Origin of the sequence: Streptomyces sp. CG4, assembly GCF_041080655.1 — a bacterium.
GTDB lineage: Bacteria > Actinomycetota > Actinomycetes > Streptomycetales > Streptomycetaceae > Streptomyces.
The window spans coordinates 2,583,421-2,609,985 of sequence record NZ_CP163525.1; the positions used below are offsets into that span (position 1 = coordinate 2,583,421).

22 protein-coding genes, 1 pseudogene and 1 riboswitch are annotated in these 26,565 nt (G+C 72.2%); of the genes and pseudogenes, 7 read left to right on the forward strand and 16 right to left on the reverse strand.

The features are described from left to right. The first annotated feature begins 196 nt into the window (after positions 1 to 196). Positions 197 to 988, forward strand: coding sequence for a VOC family protein (locus AB5L52_RS11745; RefSeq protein ID WP_351563966.1), 792 nt, complete (start codon positions 197 to 199; stop codon positions 986 to 988). Between the two features lie 23 nt (positions 989 to 1,011). On the opposite strand, the gene AB5L52_RS11750 is transcribed toward AB5L52_RS11745, so the two are convergent. The 4 genes from AB5L52_RS11750 to AB5L52_RS11765 all read right to left on the reverse strand — a co-directional run bounded on the left by AB5L52_RS11750 (position 1,012) and on the right by AB5L52_RS11765 (position 6,543). Continuing rightward, the gene (locus tag AB5L52_RS11750; RefSeq protein ID WP_369363834.1) at positions 1,012 to 1,662 is read right to left on the reverse strand and encodes a thymidine kinase; all 651 of its coding nucleotides are present in this window, start codon (positions 1,660 to 1,662) and stop codon (positions 1,012 to 1,014) included. Between the two features lie 46 nt (positions 1,663 to 1,708). Then, positions 1,709 to 2,899: a nucleotide pyrophosphatase/phosphodiesterase family protein gene (locus AB5L52_RS11755; protein WP_351015989.1), complete on the reverse strand. Its 1,191-nt coding sequence runs from the start codon at positions 2,897 to 2,899 to the stop codon at positions 1,709 to 1,711. Further along, positions 2,899 to 3,495 (reverse strand): DUF5998 family protein, encoded by a 597-nt coding sequence (locus AB5L52_RS11760; RefSeq protein ID WP_351015991.1) that lies wholly within the window; start codon positions 3,493 to 3,495, stop codon positions 2,899 to 2,901. Before AB5L52_RS11760 ends, AB5L52_RS11755 begins: the two co-directional genes overlap by 1 nt. A 225-nt stretch (positions 3,496 to 3,720) precedes the next feature. Continuing rightward, a complete protein-coding gene (locus AB5L52_RS11765; RefSeq protein WP_369363837.1) occupies positions 3,721 to 6,543 on the reverse strand; it encodes a GNAT family N-acetyltransferase in 2,823 nt (940 codons plus the stop codon). A gap of 177 nt (positions 6,544 to 6,720) precedes the next feature. On the opposite strand from AB5L52_RS11765, the gene AB5L52_RS11770 reads away from it, so the two are divergent. Beyond that, entirely contained in the window at positions 6,721 to 7,002 is a 282-nt protein-coding gene (locus tag AB5L52_RS11770; protein ID WP_351015996.1) for an HPr family phosphocarrier protein, read from the forward strand. Positions 7,003 to 7,149: 147 nt separating this feature from the next. Here AB5L52_RS11770 and AB5L52_RS11775 read toward each other — a convergent pair whose 3' ends face one another. From AB5L52_RS11775 to AB5L52_RS11790, 4 genes are all read right to left on the reverse strand, one after another. Continuing rightward, positions 7,150 to 7,836, reverse strand: a complete 687-nt coding sequence (locus tag AB5L52_RS11775; RefSeq protein ID WP_369363839.1) for a GntR family transcriptional regulator — start codon at positions 7,834 to 7,836, stop codon at positions 7,150 to 7,152. Positions 7,837 to 8,071: 235 nt separating this feature from the next. After that, on the reverse strand, positions 8,072 to 8,827 hold the full coding sequence (locus AB5L52_RS11780) for a M23 family metallopeptidase (protein WP_369363841.1): 756 nt from the start codon (positions 8,825 to 8,827) through the stop codon (positions 8,072 to 8,074). A 12-nt stretch (positions 8,828 to 8,839) separates the two neighbouring features. Continuing rightward, a riboswitch (cyclic di-AMP (ydaO/yuaA leader) is annotated at positions 8,840 to 8,999 on the reverse strand. 210 nt (positions 9,000 to 9,209) lie between these two features. After that, on the reverse strand, positions 9,210 to 10,598 hold the full coding sequence (locus tag AB5L52_RS11785; RefSeq protein WP_369363843.1) for a M16 family metallopeptidase: 1,389 nt from the start codon (positions 10,596 to 10,598) through the stop codon (positions 9,210 to 9,212). Continuing rightward, positions 10,595 to 11,998: a pitrilysin family protein gene (locus AB5L52_RS11790; protein WP_351016007.1), complete on the reverse strand. Its 1,404-nt coding sequence runs from the start codon at positions 11,996 to 11,998 to the stop codon at positions 10,595 to 10,597. The genes AB5L52_RS11785 and AB5L52_RS11790 overlap by 4 nt, the downstream gene beginning before the upstream one ends. Before the next feature lie 261 nt (positions 11,999 to 12,259). Here AB5L52_RS11790 and AB5L52_RS11795 point away from each other — a divergent pair, with 261 nt between their 5' ends. Continuing rightward, a complete protein-coding gene (locus tag AB5L52_RS11795; RefSeq protein WP_351016010.1) occupies positions 12,260 to 14,719 on the forward strand; it encodes a DNA topoisomerase IV subunit A in 2,460 nt (819 codons plus the stop codon). Here AB5L52_RS11795 and AB5L52_RS11800 read toward each other — a convergent pair. Together AB5L52_RS11800 and AB5L52_RS11805 are read right to left on the reverse strand one after the other, a co-directional pair. Then, on the reverse strand, positions 14,716 to 15,813 hold the full coding sequence (locus tag AB5L52_RS11800) for a GTP-binding protein (protein WP_369363846.1): 1,098 nt from the start codon (positions 15,811 to 15,813) through the stop codon (positions 14,716 to 14,718). The two genes, AB5L52_RS11795 and AB5L52_RS11800, sit on opposite strands and share 4 nt — an antisense overlap. Before the next feature lie 74 nt (positions 15,814 to 15,887). Then, positions 15,888 to 17,054 carry a citrate synthase gene (locus tag AB5L52_RS11805; protein WP_369363848.1) on the reverse strand — a complete coding sequence of 389 codons (1,167 nt, stop codon included), beginning with the start codon at positions 17,052 to 17,054 and terminating at the stop codon, positions 15,888 to 15,890. Between the two features lie 113 nt (positions 17,055 to 17,167). On the opposite strand from AB5L52_RS11805, the gene AB5L52_RS11810 reads away from it, so the two are divergent. From AB5L52_RS11810 to AB5L52_RS11820, 3 genes and pseudogenes are all read left to right on the forward strand, one after another. After that, the gene (locus AB5L52_RS11810) at positions 17,168 to 18,421 is read left to right on the forward strand and encodes a citrate/2-methylcitrate synthase (RefSeq protein ID WP_369363849.1); all 1,254 of its coding nucleotides are present in this window, start codon (positions 17,168 to 17,170) and stop codon (positions 18,419 to 18,421) included. Positions 18,422 to 18,537: 116 nt separating this feature from the next. Continuing rightward, complete coding sequence (locus AB5L52_RS11815; protein WP_351563982.1) at positions 18,538 to 19,479, forward strand: sucrase ferredoxin; 942 nt, start codon at positions 18,538 to 18,540, stop codon at positions 19,477 to 19,479. Positions 19,480 to 19,631: 152 nt separating this feature from the next. Beyond that, positions 19,632 to 20,278: pseudogene (locus tag AB5L52_RS11820) on the forward strand (histidine kinase); the annotation flags it as partial. Here the strand turns inward: AB5L52_RS11820 and AB5L52_RS11825 are convergent. Next, positions 20,245 to 21,006: an ABC transporter ATP-binding protein gene (locus tag AB5L52_RS11825; protein ID WP_369363851.1), complete on the reverse strand. Its 762-nt coding sequence runs from the start codon at positions 21,004 to 21,006 to the stop codon at positions 20,245 to 20,247. The pseudogene AB5L52_RS11820 and the gene AB5L52_RS11825 overlap by 34 nt on opposite strands. 158 nt (positions 21,007 to 21,164) lie before the next feature. Between AB5L52_RS11825 and AB5L52_RS11830 the strand changes: the two genes are divergently transcribed. After that, on the forward strand, positions 21,165 to 21,857 hold the full coding sequence (locus tag AB5L52_RS11830; protein WP_369363852.1) for a response regulator: 693 nt from the start codon (positions 21,165 to 21,167) through the stop codon (positions 21,855 to 21,857). A gap of 51 nt (positions 21,858 to 21,908) precedes the next feature. On the opposite strand, the gene AB5L52_RS11835 is transcribed toward AB5L52_RS11830, so the two are convergent. From AB5L52_RS11835 to AB5L52_RS11855, 5 genes are all read right to left on the reverse strand, one after another. Further along, positions 21,909 to 23,513, reverse strand: coding sequence for a cation acetate symporter (locus AB5L52_RS11835; RefSeq protein ID WP_369363854.1), 1,605 nt, complete (start codon positions 23,511 to 23,513; stop codon positions 21,909 to 21,911). Beyond that, the gene (locus AB5L52_RS11840; protein WP_369363856.1) at positions 23,510 to 24,064 is read right to left on the reverse strand and encodes a DUF485 domain-containing protein; all 555 of its coding nucleotides are present in this window, start codon (positions 24,062 to 24,064) and stop codon (positions 23,510 to 23,512) included. Before AB5L52_RS11840 ends, AB5L52_RS11835 begins: the two co-directional genes overlap by 4 nt. A 69-nt stretch (positions 24,065 to 24,133) precedes the next feature. Beyond that, positions 24,134 to 24,823, reverse strand: coding sequence for a response regulator (locus tag AB5L52_RS11845; protein WP_369363857.1), 690 nt, complete (start codon positions 24,821 to 24,823; stop codon positions 24,134 to 24,136). After that, on the reverse strand, positions 24,820 to 25,971 hold the full coding sequence (locus tag AB5L52_RS11850) for a sensor histidine kinase (protein ID WP_369363859.1): 1,152 nt from the start codon (positions 25,969 to 25,971) through the stop codon (positions 24,820 to 24,822). The genes AB5L52_RS11845 and AB5L52_RS11850 overlap by 4 nt, the downstream gene beginning before the upstream one ends. Next, entirely contained in the window at positions 25,968 to 26,489 is a 522-nt protein-coding gene (locus tag AB5L52_RS11855; protein WP_351016035.1) for a DUF1453 domain-containing protein, read from the reverse strand. The genes AB5L52_RS11850 and AB5L52_RS11855 overlap by 4 nt, the downstream gene beginning before the upstream one ends. Between the last annotated feature and the right edge of the window lie 76 nt (positions 26,490 to 26,565).

A 26,565-nucleotide genomic window follows, 5' to 3' on the forward strand; every position in this document is an offset into this window, starting at 1 on the left:
GGCCATCGTCAGGAAGCGGCGACAGGCGGCAGATCGGGCATTCTCCCGGAGGCAAGGCCGGGCGGCTGCGCGGAATCGCATGCGGCGCCGTGCAGGATGCGGGCACCGGCACGGGCGTACCCGCCGCCGGCGTGACACCCCTTCCGGGGAGTGGAAGCGACACGGCCACCGCGAGGGGCCGGGGAGAGAGTGATCGATGACGGAGGCACGCGAGCCGGCCGGTCCGCATGCGCGGCGCGCACCCGGCACGCCCTGCTGGGTGAGCCTGATGGCGCACGGGCTGGCCGCCACCGAGGAGTTCTACGGTGAGCTGTTCGGCTGGGAGTTCCGGCCGGGCCCGCAGCAGCTCGGCCCGTATGTGCGGGCGCTGCTCGACGGGCACGAGGTGGCGGGCATGGGCCAGCTGCCACCGGACCACCGGCTGCCAATCGCCTGGACGCCCTACCTCGCCTCGGACGACGTGGACCGGACGGCCGACGCGGTACGCCTGTGCGGCGGCACGGTCGCGGTCGGCCCGCTGGACGCCGCCGAGGCCGGGCGGATCGCCATCGCCGCGGATCCCTCCGGGGCGGTGTTCGGCATCTGGCAGGGCGCCGCGCACCTCGGCACCGCGATCCACGGAGTGCCCGGGACCCCGGCGTGGAACGAGCTGGTGACCTACGAGACGGAGAGCGTCTCCAAGTTCTACGCGACGGTGTTCGGCTACGAACGCGAGCCGGTCGTCTCCGCCGACTTCGACTATGTGACCCTGCATCTCGCCGGCCGTCCGGTGGCCGGTCTGCACGGCCTGGGCCATGGCCTGCCGCGCGACCGCGGACCGCACTGGCAGACGTACTTCGAGGCCGCCGACGCCGATGCGACGGTGCGGCAGGTCGCGGACCTGGGCGGCCGGGTCGTCAGACAGCCGCACGACAGCCCGCACGGCCGGGTGGCGACGGTGGCGGACCCGGAGGGCGCGGAGTTCTCGGTGATCCAGAACCCGCACTGAACTCCCGGACGCGCGGCGCCGGTTCAGCCGGCGGAGACCGGCAGGACGTCCGGGGAGAGGGCCGCCGCGCGGGCCGACGCGGCGGTCATCCGGCGCCGGTGATGGCGGCGGCACAGCACCTCGTAGCCGACCTCGCCCGTCGCGTGGTCGACATCGCCGACGACCACCTGGGCGCCCTCGACCACCATCTGGCCGCCGATCGTACGGGCGTTGTGCGTGGCGCGGGCGCCGCACCAGCACAGCGCCTCCACCTGGAGCACCTCGATGCGGTCGGCCAGCTCCACCAGCCGCTGCGAACCGGGAAACAGCTTGGAACGGAAGTCGGTGGTGATCCCGAAGGCGTACACGTCCAGGCCGAGATCGTCCACCACGCGCGCGAGTTGGTCGATCTGCTCGGGTGCGAGGAACTGCGCCTCGTCCGCGATCACGTAGTCGGCCCGGCGGCCCTGCGAGAGGTAGTCCACCAGATAGGCGTACAGATCCTGGTCGTCCGCGACCTCCACCGCGTCGGTGACCAGGCCGAGCCGCGAGGACAGCTTGCCCTCGCCCGCGCGGTCGTTCCGGGTGAAGATCATGCCGACGAGGCCGCGCGCGGAGCGGTTGTGCTCGATCTGCAGAGCCAGCGTCGACTTCCCGCAGTCCATCGTTCCGGAGAAGAACACCAGCTCGGGCATGAGGAGTTCGCACACCTTTCGGTGAGAGTAGTCACGGGAGGGGGCGTCAGGAGCGTACTTCGAGCAGCGGGACCAGCTGCTCGGCGGGCGTCATCGAGCCGTGGTTGCCGACCAGCGCCGACTCCTTCGGCTCCCGCTCGGTGGCGATGATCAGCACGTCGTCGTGCGCGGCCGCGATCACGTCACCGAGCCGGGCGTACACCCGCTCGTCGATGTGCGGCCCGAACCAGCCCGCCGCGATCGCCTCGTCCCGGGAGGCCACCCAGAACTGCTCGCCGAGCACCTCGCGCCAGCAGGTCAGTACGTCGTTCTCGGCACCCGGCACCGCGTACACGTGCCGCGCCCGGCCCTCGCCGCCGAGCAGGGCGACTCCGGCGCGCAGCTCCCAGTCCGTGTCGAAGTCGAAGCGGTGCTCGTCGTCGAACGGGACGTCGACCATGCCGTGGTCGGCGGTGACGTAGAGCGCGCTGCGCGGCGGCAGTTGCTCGGCGAGGCGCTGGGCGAGCCGGTCGACGTACATCAGCTGGCCGCGCCAGGTGTCGGAGGCGACGCCGTAGCGGTGTCCGGCGCCGTCCAGCTCGGAGTAGTACGTGTAGACCAGCGAGCGGTCCCCGGCGGCCAGTTGCCCGGCCGCGAGGTCCATGCGGTCCTCGCCGCTCAGCCGGCCGTGGAAGCCGCCGCCGCTGAGTGCGATCCGGGTGAGCGGAGTGTGCTCGAAGGCGGGCGAGGTCACCTGTGCGGTGTGCACTCCGGCCTCGTGGGCCCGCTGGAAGACCGTGGGATACGGCTGCCAGGCGCGCGGATCGGTGTACGGCTGCCAGCGGAGCTGGTTCATCAGCGCCCCGGTGGCCGGGTCGCGCACGGTGTAGCCGGGCAGGCCATGGGCGCCGGGCGGCAGGCCGGTGCCGACGGAGGCGAGGGAGGTCGCGGTGGTCGCCGGGTAACCGGCGGTGAGGGGGCGGCCGGTGCCGCCGCGCGAGCTGCCGAGCAGCGAGGCCAGGAAGGGAGCCTCGTCGGCGTGGGCCCGCAGCTGCTCCCAGCCGAGCCCGTCGATCAGGAAGACACAGACCCGGTCGGCCGCGGTCAGTTCCGGGATCGTGGCGGTCATACCGGGGACGCCCAGGCCGGCGGCCAGGGTGGGCAGCAGGTCGGCGAGAGAGCCGGTGCCGTACTCGGGCAGCGGCGCGGTGTCCAGGGCGAGCGGTTCCGGGTGGTCCCAGGCGGAGAGCTGGGACATCAGCGGGTGACGTCCGCGGTCGCCTCCGAGATGGCCTGGGCGAAGGCGAGCGCCTGGCGCACCGTCTCCGGGCCGTCCCCGGCCTCGCTGACGCGCAGGCTGAGGTCGTCCGCCGTGGAGTTGCCCGTGTAGCCGTGGTCGGCGTCGCAGTTGGGGTCGCCGCAGGCGGCGGGCTCCAGGTCGATGCGGCTCACCGCGCCCCAGCCGATGGTCAGCACGACCTCGCGGGGCAGCGTGCCCGGCTTGTACTGCTCGGGGTTCGCGACCACGCGGCTGACCACGACCGAGGAGATCCGGCCGAGCTTCACGGACTCGGTGGAGGTGGTGGCGTACGGCGTCGGGGAGGTGCTGTCGGCGCCCTGCTCGTCGGTGTGGCTGACGATGAAGCGGTTGCCGGTGAGGACCAGGACGGTCACATGCCGGCGGACCTCGTTCTGGTCGAACGTCGTCTCCTGGTGGACCAGGTACGACCGGATGGGCTCGCCGCCCACAGCGGCCTCCACGGCCTCGGCCACGAGGGCCGGGTAGTAGCCGCTGCGCTCGATCGCCGCGCGCAGCCCCTGGGTCGTCGTACTGGTCTTGGCCATGGCGTCCATCCTAATCCGTGGGCAAGGGGGGTCCGGGCCGGTCACGGGAAGCCGCCGCGGGTGCGGCCGGCCGCGGGGGCGCGGGGCCGTGCTCGCTGTGCGGCTCTGCCGCGTGGGCGAGAACCCACCAGGATCCCGCACCCGCGCACGCACCGGAAGCCCCCGGCCACGGGGCGCGGCAGTGACCGCGAGACCCGGTGACGGCGGCGAGGCGGTCGCGGGCGGCCGGCGGCCTCAGTAAGCCGGCATCGTGCGCGGGCCCAGGTCGTCACGGGCGGGCGGCGGTGCGAGCCGTACCGTGGCGCCGAGGACGCTCACGCCGTGCGGGGCGACGACGACCGGCTCCAGAGTGACGGCGACGACTTCCGGATGATCGTCGACCAGCCGGGACACCCGCAGCAGCAGCTCCTCCAGCGCCGGGGTGTCCACGGGGGTGGAGCCGCGCCAGCCGAACAGCAGTGGTGCCGTGCGGATCGACCGCACCAGCGAGGTCGCCTCCCGGTCGGTGACCGGGATCAGCCGGTGCGCCATGTCCCCGAGCAACTGCGAGGCGGCACCGGCGAGGCTGAAGGACAGCACCGCCCCGGCGGCGGGGTCGATCACCGCGCGTACGACCGTGTCGACGCCCCTGGGCGCCATCCCCTGCACCACCGGCCGCAGCTCCTCCGGCGGCCCGAACAGCTCGGTCAACTCGGCGTACGCCCGGCGCAGTTGCTCCTCGTCCGCGAGGTCCAGGCGTACGCCACCGAGGTCGGCGCGGTGTCTGAGGTGCGGGGCGGTGGCCTTCAGGGCCACCGGGTAGCCGAGGGTGCGGGCGGCTTCGGCGGCGGCGTCGCGGGTGGGGGCGGGCAGCGCGCGCCGCACCGGGATGCCGTACTTGCCGAGGAGCTCGCAGGTCTCCGCGTCGGAGATGGTGAGCCCTTCCCCGCGCGCGAGCAGCTCACCGATCAGCCGCGCGGCCCCCTTCTCGTCGATGTCCTCGTACTCGGGCACCTTCCCCGGGTCCATGGCCTCCCGCCGCCACTGCCCGTACCGCACGGCTTCGGCCAGCGCCCGCACGGCCCGCTCGGCGGCGGGGTAGGCGGGGATGAGCCGGGTGCCGTCCCGGAGAGGTTCGAGCGGAGCCGGGAGTGGGGCAGGGTGGGCACCGCCGCCGGTGCCGGAGGCCCGCTGGGCGGCCTGTGGTGCCGTACTCGCCGCGGCCGACAACGCCTCCGCGAGCCCGCCGAGCTCCACATGCACCACCAGCACCGGCTTCCCCGGCACGGCCGCGGCAGCCGACCGCAGCGCCTCCGCCAGCTCCGCGTCCCCCGGCGACGCTTCCCCGATGGCAGGGATCGCCGTCACCACGACGGAGTCGCACGTGTCGTCGGCCAACGCCCGCGCCAGCGCCCCGTGGAAGTCCGCCGCCGTCGCCCCCGTCGTCAGATCCAGTGGCCGCGCCGGCCGCAATCCCTCCGCCAGACACCGGTCGTACGTCAGCACGCCCAGCGACTCGGAGTTGCCGAGGATCGCCACCCTCGGCCCCGCCGGCAGCGGCTGCCGCGCGAGCAGCAACCCCGCGTCGACCAGCTCGGTGATCGTGTCGACCCGGATCACCCCGGCCTGCCGCAGCAGCGCGGAGACGATGGCGTGCGGCAGCCGGGTCGCCCGTACCGCGTGTCCCTGGGGCACGGAACCGACGCCCTGCACCACGACCAGCGGCTTCGCCGCCGCCGTCCGCCGGGCGAGGCGGGCGAACTTGCGGGGGTTGCCGATGGACTCCAGGTACATGAGGACGACGTCGGTCTCGGGGTCGTCGTACCAGTACTGGAGGACGTCGTTGCCGGAGACGTCCGCGCGGTTGCCGGCGGACACGAAGGTGGACACGCCCGTGACCCCCGTGACCCCTCCCCCGCGCCGGTGCAGCCGGGACAGCAGGGCGATGCCGATGGCGCCGGACTGGGCGAACATCCCGATGCGGCCGGGGCGCGGCATCTCCGGGGCCAGGGAGGCGTTGAGCCGGACGTCCGCCGAGGTGTTGATGACCCCGAAGGCGTTCGGGCCGATGATCCGCATGCCGTAGGCGCGCGCCTGCTGCACGAGCGCCCGCTGCCGCTCGCGCCCCTCGGGCCCGCTCTCGGCGTATCCGGAGGAGAGCACGACGAGCCCCTGCACCCCGTGTTCACCGCACTCGGCGACCGCACCGGGCACGTACTCGGCCGGTACGGCGACGACGGCGAGGTCGACGGGGTCCTCGACGTCCCGCACGGACCGGTACGCCCGCACCCCGTCGACCTCCTTGAGGTCCCCGGGGAATGCCTTGTTCACGGCGTGCAGCCGGCCGCCGTAACCGGCGTCCCGGATGTTGCCGAGGACGCTGCGGCCGACCCCGCCGGGGGCGCGGCCGACGCCGATGACCGCCACCGAGCCGGGCGCGAGCAGCCGTCGCACCGAGCGGGCCTCGGCGCGCTGTTCCCGTGCGCGCTGGACGGCGAGGGAGCGGTCGGTGGGTTCGAGGTCGAACTCCAGGCGGACGACGCCGTCCTCGAAGCTGCGCTGCTGGGTGTAGCCGGCGTCCGTGAACACCTTGATCATCTTGGAGTTGGCGGGCAGCACCTCGGCGGCGAAGCGACGGATGCCGCGCTCGCGGGCGACGGCCGCGATGTGTTCCAGCAGGGCGGAGGCGACCCCGCGGCCCTGGTGCGCGTCCTGCACCAGGAAGGCGACCTCGGCCTCGTCGGCGGGCGCGGAGGCGGGCAGGCCGTCGGCGCCGATGCGGTCGTAGCGTACGGTGGCGATGAACTCGCCGCCGATGGTGGCCGCGAGTCCCACCCGGTCCACAAAGTCGTGGTGCGTGAAGCGGTGGACGTCCTTGGCGGACAGGCGTGGGTACGGCGCGAAGAAGCGGTAGTACTTCGACTCGTCCGAGACCTGCTCGTAGAAGCTGACCAGGCGGTCGGCGTCATCAACGGTGATGGGCCGGATGCGCGCGGTGCCTCCGTCGCGCAGCACCACGTCCGCCTCCCAGTGGGCGGGGTACTCGCGCCGGTCCTGCCGGTCCGCCGGGGTCTGCATGGGCCCCAGAGTACGGCTCGCGTCCGACAACGGCGCGGGGCAGTCTGTGGAGGACGGAAGTCGGATCGAGGCCGCGGTCCGACGCCGCACCGGGACAGGACGAAGGTCCGATCCGGGCATGCTTCACGATATGGGAAACTGGTCTAGACAACCCTGAAGACTGAAGGGCAGCAACACATGGCTGAGCGCCGCGTCAACGTCGGCTGGGCCGAGGGCCTCCACGCCCGCCCCGCCTCCATCTTCGTCCGAGCCGCCACGGCCGCAGGCGTCCCGGTGACGATCGCCAAGGCTGACGGCAACCCCGTCAACGCGGCCTCCATGCTGGCCGTCCTGGGCCTGGGTGCCCAGGGTGGCGAGGAGATCGTCCTCGCCTCCGAAGCCGAGGGCGCGGACATCGCCCTGGACCGTCTGGCGAAGCTGGTGGCCGAAGGCCTCGAGGAACTGCCCGAGACGGTCTGAGTAAGCGCACCTGAATGCCGGAGCCGCGGTGCCCTTTTCGGGCGGCGCGGCTCCGGTGTTTCCGGGCTCATTGCGTGCACACCGGAATTAGGGCAACGGAAATACACCGCGCCGAATAACCCCGCCTCTTTGTATACGGCGCGCGTGTTAATGCCGGAGGCCCGACATGTTTACGGCGTGTTGCGAAGTCCTCACACGTTCTGTACCCCCGGGAAATCGCAGCCTGTGCGCGCCGGTCGCACGCTCGGCGTGCAGCGCCATGACCGCCCGCGCACGCTCGCCGTCGCCGCGCGCCACCGCGTCGACGATGGCGCCGTGCTCCGCCCAGGACTCCGCCGGGCTCGGCGACGCCTCCACGGTGTACATCCAGGCGATCTTGTGGCGCAGCTGGGTGAGCATCGCGGTCAGCGAAGGGCTGCAGGAGGCCTGGGCGAGCGTCTCGTGAAACCAGCCGCCGAGTGAGCGCAGATCCTCGCTGTGCCCCCGCCTGGCCCGCTCCTGGCCCAGCCTGACCAGGCCGCGCAGCACCTTCAGATGGGCCTCCGTGCGCCGCTGTGCGGCCCGGGCGGCCCCGAGCGGCTCCAGGAGCATGCGCATCTCCAGCAGGTCGGCGGCCTCCTGCTCGGTCGGCTCGGCCACGCACGCGCCCGCGTGCCGGCGGGTCACCACGAAGCCCTCGGCCTCCAGGGTGCGCAGGGCCTCGCGGACGGGAACGCGCGAGACGCCGTAGCGGCGGGCCAGGACTTCCTCGGTGAGGCGGCCGCCGCGCACGTGGACACCGGCGACGATGTCGTCCCGGATCGCCGTGCACACCGAGTGCGCCGGAATACGCATGACCGACCTCCGCCTTAATCCCCGTGAAACGTCGACGATGGACGCGTGTTCCGTGACTCTATTCCAATGCGTCGGAATTTCCGACGGCGGGTCGGATTCCATGGATATTTTTTGGTCAGCGGGCACGGCCCACACCGCGCAAAACGGCGAAAGCCCCGGCTCGGTGAGCCGGGGCCGCGGAAACCGGGCGCGCCGGGCCCTGGGGGCCGCACACGCGGAGGGGCCGGCGGAGGGGTCAGACGTTCACGCCGTGCTCGCGGAGGTAGGCGACGGGGTCGACGTCCGAGCCGTAGTCGGGGGTCGTACGGGCCTCGAAGTGGAGGTGCGGGCCGGTGACGTTGCCGGTCGCGCCGGACAGGGCGATCTGCTGACCCGGGGTCACCTGCTGGCCGGCCGAGACGCCGATGGACGACAGATGGCCGTACTGGGTGTACATGCCGTCGGCCATCCGGATCACGATCTGGTTGCCGTACGCCCCGCCCCAGCCGGTGGAGACCACCGTGCCGGAGCCGACCGCGTGGACCGGCGTGCCGGTCGCCGCGTGGAAGTCGATACCGGTGTGCGAGCCGGAGGACCACAGGGAGCTGCTGACCTTGTAGCCCGTGGAGACGTACGAGTCGGCTATCGGGGCGACGAAGGCGTTCAGCCGCTCGCGCTCGGCCTCGCGGGCGGCGCGAGCCTTGGCCGCGCGCTCCTGCTGGGCCTTCTCCGCCGCCGCCTCGGCCGCGGCCGCCTCGGCCGCCTTCCGCTCGGCGGCCCGCTTCTGGGCGGCGGCCTGCGCGTCGATCTGCGCGGCGATGTCGTCGCCGACGGTGATCACCGGGGTGAGGCCGGTCTGCTCGGCGGAGTTCTCGGCGGCGAACGCCGGGGCGGCCGCGAGGGAGCCGATGACACCGGTGGTGGTGAGGGCCGCGATACCGGCCGCCTGAGCGGTGGTGCGCTTGACCCGGCCGGGCTTGCGATGCTTCCCGGTGGCGCACATGAACGCCATGAAGTGGCTGGTCCTTTCCTTCCCTCTCGCCTACCGGGTTAGCTGACGGGTTCGGAGCAGGAAGGTCTCCTACGGGCCCCTCGCTGCCGCGCGGGCGCCCGATTCACCCCAGGGACGGTGGGTCCCCGGCTCCCCTGGCTCGCGCCGTACGGGGACTCGGCGATGGCTGTCCGGTGCCGCGGGTGCGGCGCACTGCCTGACGAACAGCCCGGTCGACGCTACGGAAACGCGCCTTCCAAACCCAAACCGAACCAGGTTTTTGTAGCGCATCCCACAGGGCAGACAGGCAACCTCCGCCGCAAATCGGGCATCTGGAGAAGGGAGTGGAACAACAGGGGCCCTGACGACCCGTAGGTCGTCAGGGCCCCACGCGTGCGTGCCGCTACTCGGCCGGCACGACGGTCACTTCACCGATGCCGAGCGCCTCCACCGGCGCCTTGATCTCGGAGGCGTCACCGACGAGGACGGTGACCAGCCGGTCCACCGGGAAGGCGTTCACGACGGCCGCCGTGGCCTCCACCGTGCCCGTCGCCGCCAGTTGCTGATACAGCGTCGCCTGGAAGTCGTCGGGCAGGTGCTGTTCGACCTGGTCGGCCAGCGTGCTCGCGACGGCCGCCGCGGTCTCGTACTTCAGCGGCGCCACCCCGACGAGGTTCTGCACGGCCACGTCCCGCTCCGCGTCGGTCAGACCGTCCGCGGCGAGGGTGCGCAGCACCTTCCACAGGTCGTCCAGCGCGGGGCCGGTGTTGGGGGTGTCCACGGAGCCGCTGATGGCCAGCATCGAGGCGCCCGAGCCGTCCGGGGCAGAGCGCAGGACCTGCCCGAACGCGCGCACACCGTAGGTGTAGCCCTTCTCCTCGCGCAGGACGCGGTCCAGACGGGAGGTGAGGGTGCCGCCGAGGCAGTAGGTGCCCAGCACCTGGGCGGGCCACACCCGGTCGTGCCGGTCGCGGCCGACGCGGCCGATGAGCAGCTGCGTCTGGACGGCGCCGGGGCGGTCCACGATGACCACGCGCCCGGTGTCGTCGGCGGTCACCGGCGGCACGGGCCGCGGCTCGCCCGGGGTGCCGCTCCAGGCGCCCAGGGTGTCGCCGAGCAGGGCGTCCAGGTCGATACCGGTGAGGTCGCCGACCACGACCGCGGTGGCCGTGGCGGGGCGCACATACCGGTCGTAGAAGGCGCGTACGGCGGTGGCGTCGATCTTCTCGACCGTCTCCTCGGTGCCCTGGCGCGGGCGCGACATGCGCGAGGCCGCCGGGAACAGCTCCTTGGAGAGCTCCTTGGCGGCGCGGCGGGAGGGGTTGGCCAGCTCGTGCGGGATCTCGTCCAGGCGGTTGCGGACCAGCCGCTCGACCTCGCTCTCGGCGAACGCGGGCGCGCGCAGGGCATCGGCGAGCAGGCCGAGGCCCTTGGCCAGGCGGGAGGCCGGGACCTCCAGGCTGAGCCGGACGCCCGGGTGGTCGGCGTGCGCGTCCAGCGTGGCGCCCGCGCGCTCCAGCTCGGCGGCGAACTCCTCGGCGGAGTGCTTGTCGGTGCCCTCGGAGAAGGCCCGCGCCATGATCGTGCCGACGCCGTCCAGGCCGGCCGGCTCGGCGTCCAGGGGCGCGTCCAGCAGCACCTCGACGGCGACGACCTGCTGGCCGGGGCGGTGGCAGCGCAGCACCGTCAGGCCGTTGTCGAGCGCGGCGCGCTCCGGGGCCGGGAACGCCCACGGCTTGGCCTCGCCGGGCTGCGGCTGGGGGTGGAAGTCCATGGTGGCGAGCTCGGTCACTTGGCCGTCTCCTCGTTCTCGTTGGCGGCCTCTACGGTCGCTTCCTGCTCCGGGTCCTCGCCGCGCCCCGCTTCCTCGGTGTGCTCGGCGGAATCGGCGGACAGCGGCTCGTAGACGAGGACCGCGCGGTTGTCGGGACGCAGGCGGGCCTTGGCGACCTCCTGGACCTCCTCGGGGGTCACCTCCAGGACGCGCTTGACGGCGGTGAGGGCGAGCTGCGGGTCGCCGAACAGGACGGCGAACCGGCACAGTTCGTCGGCGCGGCCGGCGACCGTGCCGAGCCGGTCCAGCCACTCGCGCTCCAACTGGGCCTGGGCGCGCTCCATTTCCTCGGGCGTGGGGCCCTCCTCGGCGAACCGGGCCAGCTCCTCGTCGATGGCGGTCTCGATGACCGGCACCTCGACGTCACCGGAGGTCTTCACGTCCAGCCAGCCCATCGAGGGCGCACCGGCGAGGCGCAGCAGGCCGAAGCCGGCCGCGACGGCCGTACGGTCGCGGCGCACCAGCCGGTTGTACAGGCGGGAGGACTCGCCGCCGCCGAGGACGGTCAGGGCCAGGTCGGCCGCGTCGCACGCGCGCGTGCCGTCCTGCGGGAGCCGGTAGGCGGCCATCAGGGCGCGCGCCGGGACCTCCTCGACGACGACCTCGCGCTTCTGCTCGCCGATGACGTCCGGCAGGGCGCCGTCGCGCGGCGCGGGCTTGCCGTCGTGGGACGGGATCGATCCGAAGTACTTCTCGATCCAGGCGAGGGTCTGCACGGGGTCGATGTCGCCGACCACGGAGAGGACCGCGTTGTTCGGCGCGTAGTAGGTGCGGAAGAACCGGCGGGCGTCCTCCAGGGTGGCCGCGTCCAGGTCCGCCATCGAGCCGATCGGCGTGTGGTGGTAGGGGTGGCCCTCCGGGTACGACAGGCCGGTCAGCTTCTCGAAGGCGGTGCCGTAGGGCACGTTGTCGTAGCGTTGGCGCCGCTCGTTCTTGACGACGTCCCGCTGGTTCTCCATGGACTCGTCGTCCAGGGCGGCCAGCAGCGAGCCCATCCGGTCGGCCTCCAGCCAGAGCGCGAGCTCCAGCTGGTGGGCGGGCATGGTCTCGAAGTAGTTGGTGCGCTCGAAGCTGGTGGTGCCGTTGAGCGAGCCGCCGGCGCCCTGCACCAGCTCGAAGTGGCCGTTGCCCTTGACCTGCGCCGAGCCCTGGAACATCAAGTGCTCGAAAAGGTGAGCCAGGCCGGTACGCCCCTTGACTTCGTGGCGGGAGCCGACGTCGTACCAGAGGCAGACCGCCGCCACCGGGGTCAGGTGGTCCTCGGAGAGCACCACGCGCAGACCGTTGGCCAGGCGGTGCTCGGTCGCTGTCAGGCCCCCGGAGCCTGCCTCGGCTGTGGTCGTGTGACCCATGGGCATGTACGTCCCTTCGCGAGCGGAGGCGGTTGTGCAAACCGCGGTTTTCCTGCCGTTCCTGCCACTGTATGCAACGTGTGGGGGGCCTCGGCGAAGTTCCCGCGGGACGTACGCCCACAGCGGATCCCGTAGCCTGCCCCGAACCCGCCCGGAGGTGCCGGGAAGCCCGCCGGGACCGGGTCGTGGCACGGGTTGTCAGTGCCTCGGTCCACAATGGTCCGCGTCAGATCCATCAAACGCTTCAGTAGCAAGGAGCCGGCAGCGATGGCCCGCCGCAGCACGAAGACCCCGCCGCCCGACGATTCGTACGAGGAGAAGATCCTCGACATCGACGTCGTGGACGAGATGCGTGGCTCCTACCTCGAGTACGCGTACTCGGTCATCTACTCGCGCGCCCTGCCGGACGCCCGTGACGGTCTCAAGCCGGTGCACCGCCGGATCGTCTACCAGATGAACGAGATGGGTGTCCGCCCGGACCGCGCCTATGTGAAGTGCGCGCGTGTCGTCGGCGAGGTCATGGGCAAGCTGCACCCGCACGGCGACGCTTCGATCTACGACGCCCTGGTGCGCATGGCCCAGCCCTTCTCCATGCGCGTGCCGCTGGTCGACGGCCACGGCAACTTCGGCTCGCTGGGCAACGACGACCCGCCGGCCGCCATGCGGTACACCGAGTGCCGGATGGCCGAGGCGACGAGCCTGATGACCGAGTCGATCGACGAGGACACGGTCGACTTCGCGCCCAACTACGACGGCCAGGAGCAGGAGCCGGTGGCGCTGCCCGCCGCCTTCCCGAACCTGCTGGTGAACGGCTCCTCGGGCATCGCGGTCGGCATGGCGACGAACATGCCGCCGCACAACCTGAGCGAGGTCATCGCGGCCGCCCGCCATCTGATCCGGTACCCGAACGCGGACCTGGACGCGCTGATGAAGCACGTCCCCGGCCCCGACCTGCCCACCGGCGGCCGGATCGTCGGCCTGGACGGCATCCGCGACGCGTACGCGAACGGCCGCGGCACCTTCAAGATGCGCGCGACGGTGTCGGTGGAGACCGTGACCGCCCGCCGCAAGGGCCTGGTCGTCACCGAACTGCCCTTCACGGTCGGCCCCGAGAAGGTCATCGCGAAGATCAAGGACATGGTCAACGCGAAGAAGATCCAGGGCATCGCCGACGTCAAGGACCTCACCGACCGCGAGCACGGCCTGCGTCTGGTCATCGAGGTCAAGAACGGCTTCGTGCCGGAGGCGATCCTGGAGCAGCTGTACAAGCTGACCCCGATGGAGGAGACCTTCGGCATCAACAACGTGGCGCTGGTCGACGGCCAGCCGCTCACGCTGGGACTGAAGGAGCTGCTGGAGGTCTACCTCGACCACCGCTTCGACGTCGTCCGGCGCCGCAGCGAGTACCGCCGCGGCAAGCGCCGCGACCGGCTGCACCTGGTCGAGGGCCTGCTCACCGCGCTGGTCGACATCGACGAGGTCATCCGGCTGATCCGGTCCAGCGAGAACTCCGCGCAGGCCAAGGAGCGCCTGATGGAGCGCTTCTCGCTGAGCGACGTGCAGACGCAGTACATCCTCGACACGCCGCTGCGCCGGCTCACCAAGTACGACCGCATCGAGCTGGAGGCGGAGAAGGACAAGCTGACCGCGGAGATCGCGGAGCTGACCCGGATCCTGGAGTCCGACGCGGAGCTGCGCAAGCTGGTCTCGGCGGAACTGGCCGCCGTGGCCAAGAAGTTCGGCACCGACCGGCGTACGGTCCTGCTGGAGTCCGGGGGCGCCCCGGTGGCCGCCGTGCCGCTGCAGGTCGCCGACGACCCGTGCCGGGTGCTGCTGTCCTCGACGGGTCTGCTGGCCCGTACGGCGACCGGCGAGCCGTTCCCGGAGCAGGCGGACGGCAGGCGCGTCAAGCACGACGTGATCGTCTCCGCCGTCCCGGCGACCGCGCGCGGTGAGATCGGCGCGGTGACCTCGGCGGGCCGCCTGCTGCGGATCAACGTGGTCGACCTGCCCCAGCTGCCGGAGACCACGGCGGCGCCGAACCTCTCGGGAGGTGCGCCGCTCGCGGAGTTCGTCTCCCTGGAGGACGACGAGACGGTGGTCTGCCTGATCACGCTGGACGAGTCCTCCCCGGGTCTCGCGCTCGGCACCGAGCAGGGTGTCGTCAAGCGTGTGGTGCCCGACTACCCGTCCAACAAGGACGAGTTGGAGGTCATCACCCTCAAGGAGGGCGACCGGATCGTCGGCGCGGTGGAGCTGCGCACCGGCGACGAGGACCTGGTCTTCATCACCGACGACGCCCAGCTGCTGCGGTTCCAGGCGTCCATCGTGCGCCCGCAGGGCCGCCCGGCGGGCGGTATGGCGGGCATCAAGCTCACCGACGGCGCGAAGGTCATCTCCTTCACGGCCGTCGACCCGGCGGCCGACGCGGTGGTGTTCACGGTCGCGGGCTCGCGCGGCACGCTGGACGACTCGGTGCAGACGACGGCCAAGCTGACCCCCTTCGACCAGTACCCGCGCAAGGGCCGGGCCACGGGCGGCGTGCGCTGCCAGCGGTTCCTGAAGGGCGAGGACTGCCTGGCGCTGGCCTGGGCGGGCCCGGTTCCGGCGCGCGCGGCGCAGAAGAACGGCGCCCCCGCGGACCTGCCGGAGCTGGACCCGCGCAGGGACGGCTCGGGCACCTCGCTGCCGAAGACGGTGTCGGTGGTGGCGGGGCCGGTGTTCTAGGCGGTCAGGTCTTCCGGGTCCCAGGCGGGCGGATCTTCCGGATCCGCCTCGTCCAGGCCCGGTACGTAGCGCAGGACGCCCCACATGCCGTGTTCGTCGGCGTGTGGGGCGTCGTTCTTGCACGCCTCCAGCTCCTTGCCGAGGGCGCCCGCGTCGATTCCGGAGCCGATCAGGACGAGCTGGGTGAGGCGGGCGTCGCCGGCCGGCCAGGGCTCGGGGTAGAAGCGCAGGAAGCGGCCGACGGCGTGCACGGCGTACCGGTTGACGGTGTCGTGGGGGCCGAAGTCGACGTATCCCTTGATCCGGTAGAGCCCCTCGGGACGGCTGTCGAGGAACCGCATCAGCCTGCGGGGTTCCATCGGCAGGTCGGCGGCGAAGGACAGGCTGTCGTAGCCGGTGTGCAGATGACCGGCGTGGTCGTGTCCGTCGTGGCCGTCGTCGCCGTGCTCGTACAGGTCGTCGAAGGACAGCTGTCCGATCCGCTCCTCGCTCGGCCGGCAGTCGAAGAGGAACTCCGGGTCGATACGGCCGTAGGTAGCGGGGACGACGGCGGCACGGTCCGCGAGGGACCGCACCAGTGCGAGCACCCGGTCGCCGTCCGCGGCCCGGTCGAGCTTGTTGACCACCACCAGGTCGGCGAGGGCCAGATGCCGGTCGATCTCGGGGTGCCGGGCCCGGGTGCCGTCGAACTCGGCGGCGTCCACGACCTCGACCAGGCCGCCGTAGACGACCCTCGGGTGCTCGCTGGCCAGCACCATCCTCACCAGTTCCTGGGGTTCGGCGAGCCCGCTGGCCTCGATGACGATCACGTCGATGCCGGTCTGCGGGGCGGCGAGCCGGTCCAGATAGAGGTCGAGTTCGCTCGCGTCGACGGCACAGCACAGGCAGCCGTTGCCCAGCGAGACGGTCGAGTCGCCGAGGGCGCCGGCGACGGCCATGGCGTCGATCTCGATGGCGCCGAAGTCGTTGACGATCGCACCGATACGGCTGCCTCCGCTGCGGTGCAGAAGGTGGTTGAGGAGCGTGGTCTTCCCGGAGCCCAGAAATCCGGCGAGCACGACGACCGGGATCTGCGGACCGCTGCTGTTCCCCAACGGGTGACCTCTCTCATGTGGACCCAGTGACTGCCGGTCCAGCATAAGAGGGCGTGGCCGTCAGCTCGCGGCCGTCACCGCGCGGCCGGTACCGGGACCGGCGGCTGGGGTCCCACGTACCGCGCCACCGGCCGGATGATCTTCGAGTCGGCCGACTGTTCCAGGATGTTGGCGCTCCAGCCCACCACGCGTGCGGCGGCGAAGGTGGGGGTGAACATCTCGCGGGGCAGTCCGCAGAGTTCCATGACGACGCCGGCGTAGAACTCGACGTTGATGTGGAGTTCGCGGCCGGGCTTCAGCTCGGCGAGGATCGCCTCGACCCGGCGCTCCACCTCCACCGCCAGGTCCACGCGCGGACCGCCGAAGCCGAGGGCGATCTCCCGCAGCATCCGCGAACGGGGGTCCTCCGTGCGGTAGACGGCGTGTCCGAAGCCCATGATCCGGTCACCGGCGAGCACGCGCTCCCGGATCCAGGGGTCGATCCGGTCCGGCGTGCCGATGGCGTCCAGGGTGTCCAGGGCCCGGCTGGGCGCGCCGCCGTGCAGCGGCCCCGACAGGGCGCCCACGGCTCCGGTGAGACAGGCCGCCACGTCGGCGCCGGTGGAGGCGATGACGCGGGCGGTGAAGGTTGATGCATTGAATCCATGATCAATAGTTGAGATCAAGTATTGCTCGACCGCACGGGCCCGCCGCGGATCGGGCTCCTCGCCCTGGAGCATGTACAGATAGTTGGCCGCATACGGCAGGTCCTCGCGCGGCTCGACCGGGTCGAGGCCCTGCCCGAGCCGGTACAGCGCCGTGAGCAGCGTGGGCACGGCCGCGCAGACCGCCACGCTGTCGGCGCGCCGCCGGTCCGCGTCGATGTCGTACACCGGCCGCAGCCGCCGGGCCGACCCCAGCAGGGAGAGCGCGGTACGCAGCCCGGACAACGGGCCGGAGACGCGGCTCGCCGCCGCGATCGCGGGCAGTGCCGCCCGGACCTCCTCGGGCAGCCGCCGCAGCGCCGTGGTCTCGGCCAGGAAGGCGGCGCGGCGCTCCGCATCCGGGAGCGTGCCGTGGACCAGGAGATGCCAGACGTCCTCGAACCCGCGGGTCTGCGCGAGTTCGACGGCCGAGTACTGGCGGTAGTGGTAGAAGCCCTCCCGCCCGCGGACGTCGCCGATCTCCGTCTGGGTGACGACGACGCCGGCGAGACCGCGCGGTGCGTCGATGAGCGGGGTTGCGGTCCTGTTGATGGCCATGGTTCTCCTCCCTGGACTTGATCCGACTCTCCATGCTTGACTATTTTCTTGTCAATATTGATTTGATCAATGTAGAGCGATCAAGACGTGCAGAGGCGGCTACGGTGACCCCCATGCGTGATCACGAACCCGCTCCCGGCCGTCCCGGACGAAGGCTGACCACCAAGGAGACCGCCGAACTGCTCGGCGTGAAGCCGGAGACGGTGTACGCGTACGTGAGCCGCGGCCTGCTCAGCAGCAGACGCGAGCCCGGCGGCCGCGCCAGCACCTTCGAGGCGAAGGAGGTCGAGGCCCTGGCCCGGCGCCACCGGCGCGAGGCGGCCGCGAGCCCAGGCTCGGGCGGGGACCTGTCCGTACGGACCCGCATCACGCTGATCGAACAGGACCGGTACTACTTCCGGGGCGTGGACGCCGTCGAGCTGGCTCTCCGGCACTCCTACGAGGAGGTCGCGGAGTGGCTGTGGACGGCTCGGCCGGCTCCGGGCATCACCTTCTCCGCGCCCGGCCCCACCGTCGAGGTCGCCCGCCGCGCGGTGAACGCCCTGTCCGAGCACGCCTCCCCCACCGACCGGCTGCGCGTGGCGGCGATCGCCGCGGCGGCCGAGGATCCGCTGCGCTTCGACCTGTCGGAGGACGCCGTGCTGAACACCGCGCGGATCCTCATCCCCACGCTCGTCGCCGCGCTGCCGCCGGTCCGGCACGCCCACAAGGACGACGGTCCGCTCGCCCACCGGCTGTGGGGCCGGCTGACCGGCCGCCCCGCCGACGAGGCGTCCCTGCGCGTCCTGGACACCGCGCTCGCCCTGCTCGCCGACCACGATCTGGCCGCCTCCACGCTCGCGGTCCGGGTCGCCGCCTCGGCCCGCGCGCACGCCTACGCGGCCGTCTCGGCCGGGCTCGGCGTGCTGGAGGGCCCGCTGCACGGCGCCGCGAGCGGGCTGGCCCACCGCATGCTGCTCGACGTGCTCGACCAGGGGACGGCGGTCCCGGTGATCGCCGACGAGCTGCGCACGGGCCGCCGGATCCCCGGGCTCGGCCACCCGCTGTACACCGAGGATCCCCGCGCGAGCGCGCTGTTCGGCCTGCTGGAGCAGGTCCCGCGCGCGGAGTCGGCCCTGCTGGCCGCCCGGGACATCGTCGCCACCACCGCCCGGCACACCCCGCTGCACGCCAACGTCGACCTGGCCCTGGCGGTGTTCACCGCGTCCAGCGGCATGCCCGCCACGGCCGGCGAGACGATCTTCGCCGTCGCCCGGACGGCGGGCTGGATCGCGCACGCCCTGGAGGAGTACGGCGAGCGCCCGCTGCGCATGCGCCCCATCGGCCACTACGTCGGTGCACGGCCCCCGCAGTCACTCCCCGGGTAGGCCGGTCGAGCCGCGGCGTTCACGGCTCGCCCGGCAGCGGGCCCCATACCCACGCGAGACAGGACACAGCGACGGCCGGAAGTCGCCCCAGAGGGAGTCAGGTTAGGCTCACCTCTGTGAGTAGGTGTGCGACCGTCTCCCGGAGCCTCGACGAGCCCGTTTCCGGTACGGCGGCCACGGCGACGACCTGGCTGCTGCTGGAACAGCCCGGCCCGTGGGGCGTGCAGGCGCTCACTTCGAGCCACCTGGCCCCCGCACTCGGCCGGGCGCTGGAGGCGGCCGCCGAGGGAACCGGCGTACGCATCGCGCTCATCCGGCGCCCGGGGCGCCACGCCGACCCCGGCGGGCCCGCCCTCCGGCAAGTGTACGCCGCCCACACCGTGCCGGGCCGCGGATGGCTGCACAGCGCCACGACCCGCGATCCACGGCGGCTGCTCGGCCTCGACTTCGCCGCCCTGGGAGCGGGCGACCACCGTTCCCTCGCCGCCGCGCTCGGCGGCCGGCCGCACCGCGGCGACCCGCTCGCGCTCGTGTGCACCAACGGCAAGCGCGACCGCTGCTGCGCCCTCCTGGGCCGCCCGCTCGCCACCGAGCTGGCCGCCTCGGGGGTGCGTGGCGTCTGGGAGGTCACCCATCTGGGTGGACATCGCTTCGCGCCGACGGTGCTCGTCCTGCCGTACGGCTACGCCTACGGCCGCGCCGAGGCGCACACCATCAAGGAGGCGCTGCACGGCGCTCAGGAGGGCCGCGTGGTGGTCGAGGGCTGCCGCGGCTGCTCGGCCTGGGAACGGCCCGGCCAGGCGGCCGAGCTGGCCGTCCGTTCGGCCGCGGACGAGTACCGGGCGGGAGTGCTGAGCGTCGTACGGACCGAGGGCGCGGCTCCGCGCTGGGAGGTCACCGTGGGACACGCCGACGGCCGCCGCTGGCGGGTGACCGTGGCGCAGGGCGCGTCGCTGCCGCCCCGCCCGGAGAGCTGCGGCGCGGCGGTGCTGGGCACGCCGGCACGGATGGACGTGGTGGCCGTGCGCGCGCTGCGGTCGACGGCACTGGCGAGCTGAGCGGCCTCCTTCGGAACGGCCACGCCTTTCCAGTTTCCAGCACGGCTGCCTCCTTCACGTCTCCAGAACGACCGCCTCCTTCAAGAACCGGTCAAGAGATCCCCACCACACCCTGTGGGGCGCTTCGGGCCTTCCTGCGTACCGTCGTGCGTATGCGCCCCACTCCCCCCGCGCGCCGGCTGCGCCTCGGACTGCCCCGGCGGGTGTTCTCGCAGGTGCTGCTGGTGGCGATCGCCGCGGGGGTCGCGGTGATCGCGACCGGGCTGTTCCTCGCGCCGTTGAGCAAGCAGCTGGACCAGGAGGCGATGCGCGGGGCGCTGGCGATCGCGCAGACCACGGCCCAGGACCCGCAGATCGCCGAGGGCGTCCTGACCGCGCCGCCGACCAGCGACGGCCCGGTGCAGAGGGAGGCCGAGCGGATCCGGAAGGCCACGCACGCCGAGTACATCGTAGTGCTGGACCGGCGGGGCGTGCGCTGGTCGCACACCACGCCCTCGGAGATCGGCGGGCATGTCTCGACCGACCCCGGCGACGCACTGGGCGGCAAGCAGGTCATGGAGATCGACAACGGCACCCTGGGCCGCTCCGCCCGCGGCAAGGTGCCCCTGTACGACGCCCGCCACCGCATCATCGTGCGGTCGCGGTCGGTATCGCCTACGACAGCGTGCGAGCGCGGCTGATCAGCGCGATCCCGGGGCTGTTCGCGTACGCCGGCGGCGCTCTCGCGGTGGGTGCGCTGGCCGCCTGGCTGAGCTCCCGCCGGGTTCAGCGGCAGACCCGGGACCTGGCCTTCTCCGACCGCGGCTCCAGACGCACCGACTCGACCTTGCGCGGCCGGGGCAGATCGATGGCGAACACCTGCTTCACGGTCGCGGGTCCGGCGGTCATCACAACGACCTTGTCGGCGAGCGCGATGGACTCCTCCAGATCGTGGGTGACGAAGACGACGGAGGCTCCCGTGCCCTCCCACAGCTCCAGCAGCTCGTCCGACATCAGAGCCCGGGTCTGCACGTCCAGCGCCGAGAACGGTTCGTCCATCAGCAGGATCTCGGGGTCGTTGACGAACGTGGCGGCGAGGGCGACGCGCTTGCGCTGACCGCCGGAGAGCTGGTGCGGATAGCGGTCCTCGAAGGCGGCGAGTCCCACGCGGGCCGGCCACTCCCGGGCCTTCTGCCTGGCCTCGGTCTTCGGTACGCCCCGGAAGCGCGGGCCGGCCATGACGTTGGACAGGACCGTGCGCCAGGGGAACGTGGCGTCCTGCTGGAAGACGAAGCCGACCTTGTCGCTGACCCCGTCGACCGGCTCCCGGGCCACCAGCACCTCGCCTTCGGTGGGCTCCTCCAGGCCGCTGACCAGCGTCAGCGTGGTGGACTTACCGCAACCGGTGGGGCCTACGACGGCCACGAACTCGCCGCGCCCGACGGTGAGCTCCAGACCGCGCACGGCCGTGTGCAGTCCCCCGGACGGGGTTCTGAAGGTCTTGCTCGCGCCCCGCAGCTCAATGGCGGGGCTGATGTGTGCGCTCATGGGCCGGGACGGTAGGTGTGGCCCGGGCCACGGCAGGAGTCTTGTGAGCACAGGCCGTTCTTTTGCTCGCAAGAGCCTGTTGCGCTCTCTTCGCTCGCGCTACAACTGCGGAGCCGAAACACGGGCTTACCGCTCGTCGGCCTTGAAGGAGAGGCCCGATGATTGACGTCCTGGTCGTGGACGACGACTTCCGCGTCGCAGAGATAAACGCCAAGTACGTGGGAAAGGTTCCCGGGTTCCGGGTGACCGCCCGCGCGCACAGCGCCGCGCAGGCCTTGGCCGCCGTCGAACGCGGCACCGTCGATCTCGTCCTGCTCGACCACTATCTGCCGGACCAGACCGGGCTCGACCTCGTCCACCGCATGCGGGAGCAGGGCCACGGCACGGACGTCATCATGATCACGGCGGCCGGCCATGTGTCGACCGTCCAGCAGGCGATGCGCCTGGGCGCCCTGCACTCTCTGGTCAAGCCCTTCACCTTCGCCGCGCTGCGCTCCCGCCTCGACTCCTACGCCGCCCTGCGCCGCACGGTCGACCGGGTCGGCGGCCGGGGCGTCACGGGGCAGGAGAAGGTCGACCGGATCTTCGGGGCGCTGCGGACGGCTCCCGCACCCTCCGCGCCCGGCCTGCCGAGCGGCCACTCGGAGCCGACGACCGATCTGATCTGCGGTGTCCTGCACCACGCCGACCAGCCGCTGTCGGCCCACGAGGTGGCCGAGAGAACCGGCCTGAGCCGCTCCACGGCCCAGCGCTACCTCCGCCACCTGGAACAGGCCGGCCGGCTACGGCTCTCCCTGAAGTACGGCGACACCGGCCGGCCGGAGCACCAGTACGCGTGGGTGGCGCCGTAGAGCAGCCCCGGCCGACAGCTCCGCTTCGCCCGGCTGAACGGTTCTGCCGTGCTACACGGCCCCCGCCCCGGTCAGTGACCGGACCTCCGTCTCGGCGTACTTGGCCTCGTCCGCGACCTCGTCGGAGGTGATCGTGCCGAGCCAGCCGGCGAGGAAGCCGAGCGGGATGGACACGATGCCCGGGTTCTGCAGCGGGAAGTACTGGAAGTCGACGCCCGGGAAGAGCGAGGACGGGCTGCCGGACACCACCGGGGACAGCAGCACCAGCCCGAGCGCCGGGATCAGTCCGCCGTATACGGCCCACACCGCACCGCGGGTGGTGAAGCCGCGCCAGAACAGCGAGTACAGCAGCACCGGAAGGTTCGCCGACGCGGCGACCGCGAAGGCCAGGCCGACGAGGAAGGCGACGTTGAGATCACGGGCCAGCAGACCGAGCGCGATCGCCACGACACCGATGCCGACCGCCGACCACCGCGCCACCGCCACCTCGCTGCTCGCCCTGCCGCCCGCCGTGCCGCGCGACCGCCGCAGCGACGCGTACAGATCGTGCGCCACCGACGCCGACGAGGCGAGGGTGATACCGGCGACCACGGCGAGGATCGTGGCGAAGGCGACGGCGGCGACGATCGCGAACAGGACCGTGCCACCGGTGGAGCCCGCGCCGCCGCCCAGGTCGAGGGCGAGCAGCGGCACCGCCGTGTTCCCAGCCGCGTTCGAACCGCGCACCGCCTCCGGCCCGACCACCGCGGCCGCCCCGAAGCCGAGGACGATCGTCATCAGGTAGAAGCCGCCGATCAGCCCGATGGACCACACCGCGGAACGACGGGCGGCCCGCGCGGTGGGCACGGTGTAGAAGCGGGACAGGATGTGCGGCAGTCCCGCCGTGCCCAGCACCAGGGCGAGCCCCAGGCTGATGAAGTCGAGGCGAGCGGTCCAGGTCCCGCCGTACTTCAGGCCCGGCGCCAGATACGCCCGTCCGTGACCGCTGCGGTCCGCGGCCGCGATCAGCAACTGGTCGATGTCTCCGTGGAAGCGCAGCAGGACGAGCGCGGTCAGCACGACCGTCCCGGTGAGCAGCAGCACCGCCTTCACGATCTGGATCCAGGTGGTGGCCCGCATCCCTCCCAACGACACATAGATCACCATGAGCGCGCCGACCCCGATGACCGCCCAGGCCTGGTCCGCCCCGCTCGTCCGCCCCAGCAGCAGCGCCACCAGGCTGCCCGCGCCGACCATTTGCGCCACCAGATACAGAACGGACACCGTGACCGAGGAAGTTCCCGCGGCGATCCGCACCGGCCGCTCGCTCATCCGCGCGGCCACCACATCGGCCAGCGTGAACCGCCCGCAGTTGCGTACCAGTTCGGCCGCCAGGAACAGCACGACCAGCCAGGCCACGAGGAAGCCCACGACGTACAGCATCCCGTCGTACCCGTACAGCGCGATGAGCCCGGTGACCCCGAGGAAGGAGGCGGCCGATACGTAGTCACCCGCGATGGCAAAACCATTCTCCATGGGCGAGAACAGTCGCCCTCCGGCGTAGAACTCCTCCGCCGAACCATGCCGGCGCCGGCTCACCCATGTCGTGATCCCGAGGGTGACGGCCACAAAGCCGCTGAACAGCACCAGCGCCAGCATCTGATGCTGCCCGGTCACGAGGCGTCTCCCCGCACTCCGCGGGCCAGTTCCTGGGTGTCCCAGCGCAGCTCCAGCGCCGCCCGGTCCCGGCGCAGCCGTGCGTGCCGGGCGTAGGCCCAGGTGAGCGCGAACGTGGTGAGGAACTGTCCTAGTCCGGCCAGCATGCCCACGTTCACCGCCCCCGTCACGGACCGGGCCATGAGTCCGGGCGCGGTCGTGGCGGTGACGAGATAGCCCATGTACCAGGCGAGGAAGGCGGCGACTCCCGGCACGGCGAACCGCCGGTACGTGGCCCGCACTTCCTGGAAGGCCGGGCTGCGCTGCACCTCCACGTACACATCGCGGGTGTGAACCGCCACTCCGCCACCGCCCCGCTCCCCGCGAGCGGGCGGCACCACCGGCGCCGGCGCTCCGGTGCCGTCCGCTTCGCCCCGGCCGGAGGCCAGCGCGTCGTACCAGGGGTCCTCGTACGTCACATCGCGGGACGCTGCGCCGTGGCCTTGCTGGTTCTCGGCCGAACACTCGGAACCGTCCCCGGCTCCACGGTCGCGGCCGTTGCTTGACTGCATGCCCAAGGATGGACAGACCGGGAAGATCCCTGACTCTTCTTCCCTCGGCTCTTCACCCCATCAGGTGATTCACTCCGTGGAGGGCCGCACCAGGCCCTTGCTGTACGCGTAACGCACCGCCTGTGCCCGGTCCTTGAGTCCCGTCTTCGCGAAGAGGTTGTTGATGTGTGTCTTCACGGTTGCGGTCGACACATGCAGCTTGCGGGCGATCTCCTGATTGCTGAGCCCATCGGCGATCAGCCGCAGAACCTCGGTCTCCCGTGCGGTCAGACCGTCAGGCAGCGCCTCGGCGGTCGCCGACGGGCTGGGCTCGGGCTGCGACAGGCGCTCCAGCAACCGGCGTTGGACACTCGGGGACAGCCCCGCGTCCCCCGACAGCACGCTCTTCACGGCCCGCACGATCTCGTCACCGCCCGCGTCCTTGGTGAGATAGCCCCGGGCGCCGGCGCGCAGCGCGGGGAACAGCGACTCGTCGTCCGCGTACGTGGTGAGCACCACGACCTGGGTTCCCGGGTACTGCGCCCGGATCCGCCGGGTGGCCTCCACGCCGTCGCAGCGGGGCATCCGGAGATCCATCAGGACGACGTCCGGGGCCAGTTCTCCCACCAGTTGCACCGCCTCCTCGCCGTCTCCCGCGGCGCCCACGACCTTCACTCCGGGGAGCAGTCCGAGCAGCATCACGATGCCTTCCCGGACCACGGTCTGGTCGTCGGCGACCACCACCCGTGCGGGCTTCTTCTCCCCTTCCGTCTCGGTCATACGGGCACCTTCAGCGTCACCACGAACCCCTCCTCGTCCGGCCCCGCGTCCAGTGAGCCGCCCAGTAGCTCGGCACGCTCGCGCATCCCCAGCAGACCGTACCCGCCGCCGGACCCGGTGAGTTCGCCCGGCCGCCCGCCCGAGTCCCGTACGTCCAGCGTCACTTCGCGCTCGCGGTAGTCGAGTCGCAGGTGCACCTTGGCGCCCTGGGCGTGTTTGCGGGCGTTCGTCAGCGCTTCCTGGGCGACCCTGCGCACGGCCTGGGAGGCCTCGGCCGGCAGGGGTCTGCGCTCACCCGTCACGGTGACCTCGGCTCCGTCGGCCCCGCTGACCAGTTCGCTCAGGAAGTCTTCCAACGGAGTCAACTCGCCGCGCAGCGCCGACAAGGCCTGCCGGGTCTCGGCCAGTCCGTCGCGGGCCATGCCCCGGGCGGCCACCACCCGCTCCAGGATCTGCTCGCGGTCCGCGCCGTTCTCGATCAGCAGCCGGGCCGCCTCCAGGTGCACGAGCTGCGCCGAGAGGCTGTGCGCCAGCACATCGTGGATCTCCCGTGCGATACGGGTCCGTTCGGCGAGCGCCGCGGACTCTGCCTCGGCCGCCCGGGCGGCGCGCTCCTGGGCGAGCAGCCGCTGTGCACTGCCGCGGGCTTCGGCATCCAGCCGTAGGACGTATCCGGCGAGGGCCATGCCCGCAACCGTGGCGGCCGTGGTCAGCCAGACGTCGTTGTTGAACGCTGAGAACGAAGCCAGCGCCACGCACGCCACCGGTATTGCCGCGGCGAGCGGCATCCGCTCCAGGGCGCTGATTCCGCAGCCGCACCAGATCACCAGGGCCGGCCCTCTGAATCCCGTGGCCTCGGCGGCGACCGCGATGGCCAGGAGCACGCCCATCAGTGCGAGGGAGGACACCAACCGGTGCTGGTAAGTGGTCCGGAAGAGGGCCCAGGAGACAAGAGCGGCAAGCAGGACCGCCGCGGCTGCCGCGAGCGCCCCGCCGATGCCGACGTGCTTCTGGCTGAACGCGGACCACAGCAGCAGGGCGATCACGAGCAACCTCACCGCCCAGGCGAGCATGCGCCGGGGTCGGGGGGTGCCCGCACGGCCGAGCGCCTCTCGCGACGGCCAGCGGGTCCAGACGTTCTCCGTCACGCGCTCTCCCTCCTGACCGACCGCATGTCGTCACCGTACGCCGGGGTGGGGCGGTGCGCGGTGCCGAGGGGCTGGGCCCGCCAGAGCAGGATTCCGCCGCGGACCAGGAGGGTGGCGGCGAGGCCTAGCATCAGGGCGGCGCTGCCCTGGTGCAGGCCGAGCACGCGGCCGATGCCGAAGAGGCCGATCCGCAGGGCGATACCCACGCCCCATACGGCGATGCTCGCCTTGGTGCTCTTGGTCCACACGACGCCGTCCGAGGCCGTCCAGACGCGGGTCGTCCAGGCCCACCCGGCGCCGGTGGCCACGCCGACGAGCAGCTCCACCACGAGCAGTACGACGGATTCCGCGCGGTGGTGACCGTCGAGGATGCTGGGCTCGCGCAGCGCGGCCACGCCGAGGATCACAGGGAGCAGCCACCAGCGCCGGTCGGTATTGACCGGCTGGGCGCGGAGCTGCCGCGCGATCACTATGGCGGCGACGGCCACGATCACCAGCGCGTTGACGAGCCCGGACATCAGAGCCTCCGTTAGCGAGAAGCGGCGCCGGGAGCGGGCGCTGCCGACACCTACGAAGCTACGGAAAAGCGCAGGT

What these genes read in the sequence shown, in the direction of transcription:
- AB5L52_RS11745 (WP_351563966.1), top strand. Translation starts at nt 197, where the DNA reads ATGACGGAGGCACGCGAGCCGGCCGGTCCGCATGCGCGGCGCGCACCC.
- AB5L52_RS11750 (WP_369363834.1), bottom strand. Translation starts at nt 1,662, where the DNA reads ATGCCCGAGCTGGTGTTCTTCTCCGGAACGATGGACTGCGGGAAGTCG.
- AB5L52_RS11755 (WP_351015989.1), bottom strand. Translation starts at nt 2,899, where the DNA reads ATGTCCCAGCTCTCCGCCTGGGACCACCCGGAACCGCTCGCCCTGGAC.
- AB5L52_RS11760 (WP_351015991.1), bottom strand. Translation starts at nt 3,495, where the DNA reads ATGGACGCCATGGCCAAGACCAGTACGACGACCCAGGGGCTGCGCGCG.
- AB5L52_RS11765 (WP_369363837.1), bottom strand. Translation starts at nt 6,543, where the DNA reads ATGCAGACCCCGGCGGACCGGCAGGACCGGCGCGAGTACCCCGCCCAC.
- AB5L52_RS11770 (WP_351015996.1), top strand. Translation starts at nt 6,721, where the DNA reads ATGGCTGAGCGCCGCGTCAACGTCGGCTGGGCCGAGGGCCTCCACGCC.
- AB5L52_RS11775 (WP_369363839.1), bottom strand. Translation starts at nt 7,836, where the DNA reads ATGCGTATTCCGGCGCACTCGGTGTGCACGGCGATCCGGGACGACATC.
- AB5L52_RS11780 (WP_369363841.1), bottom strand. Translation starts at nt 8,827, where the DNA reads ATGGCGTTCATGTGCGCCACCGGGAAGCATCGCAAGCCCGGCCGGGTC.
- AB5L52_RS11790 (WP_351016007.1), bottom strand. Translation starts at nt 11,998, where the DNA reads ATGCCCATGGGTCACACGACCACAGCCGAGGCAGGCTCCGGGGGCCTG.
- AB5L52_RS11795 (WP_351016010.1), top strand. Translation starts at nt 12,260, where the DNA reads ATGGCCCGCCGCAGCACGAAGACCCCGCCGCCCGACGATTCGTACGAG.
- AB5L52_RS11805 (WP_369363848.1), bottom strand. Translation starts at nt 17,054, where the DNA reads ATGGCCATCAACAGGACCGCAACCCCGCTCATCGACGCACCGCGCGGT.
- AB5L52_RS11810 (WP_369363849.1), top strand. Translation starts at nt 17,168, where the DNA reads ATGCGTGATCACGAACCCGCTCCCGGCCGTCCCGGACGAAGGCTGACC.
- AB5L52_RS11825 (WP_369363851.1), bottom strand. Translation starts at nt 21,006, where the DNA reads ATGAGCGCACACATCAGCCCCGCCATTGAGCTGCGGGGCGCGAGCAAG.
- AB5L52_RS11830 (WP_369363852.1), top strand. Translation starts at nt 21,165, where the DNA reads ATGATTGACGTCCTGGTCGTGGACGACGACTTCCGCGTCGCAGAGATA.
- AB5L52_RS11840 (WP_369363856.1), bottom strand. Translation starts at nt 24,064, where the DNA reads ATGCAGTCAAGCAACGGCCGCGACCGTGGAGCCGGGGACGGTTCCGAG.
- AB5L52_RS11845 (WP_369363857.1), bottom strand. Translation starts at nt 24,823, where the DNA reads ATGACCGAGACGGAAGGGGAGAAGAAGCCCGCACGGGTGGTGGTCGCC.
- AB5L52_RS11855 (WP_351016035.1), bottom strand. Translation starts at nt 26,489, where the DNA reads ATGTCCGGGCTCGTCAACGCGCTGGTGATCGTGGCCGTCGCCGCCATA.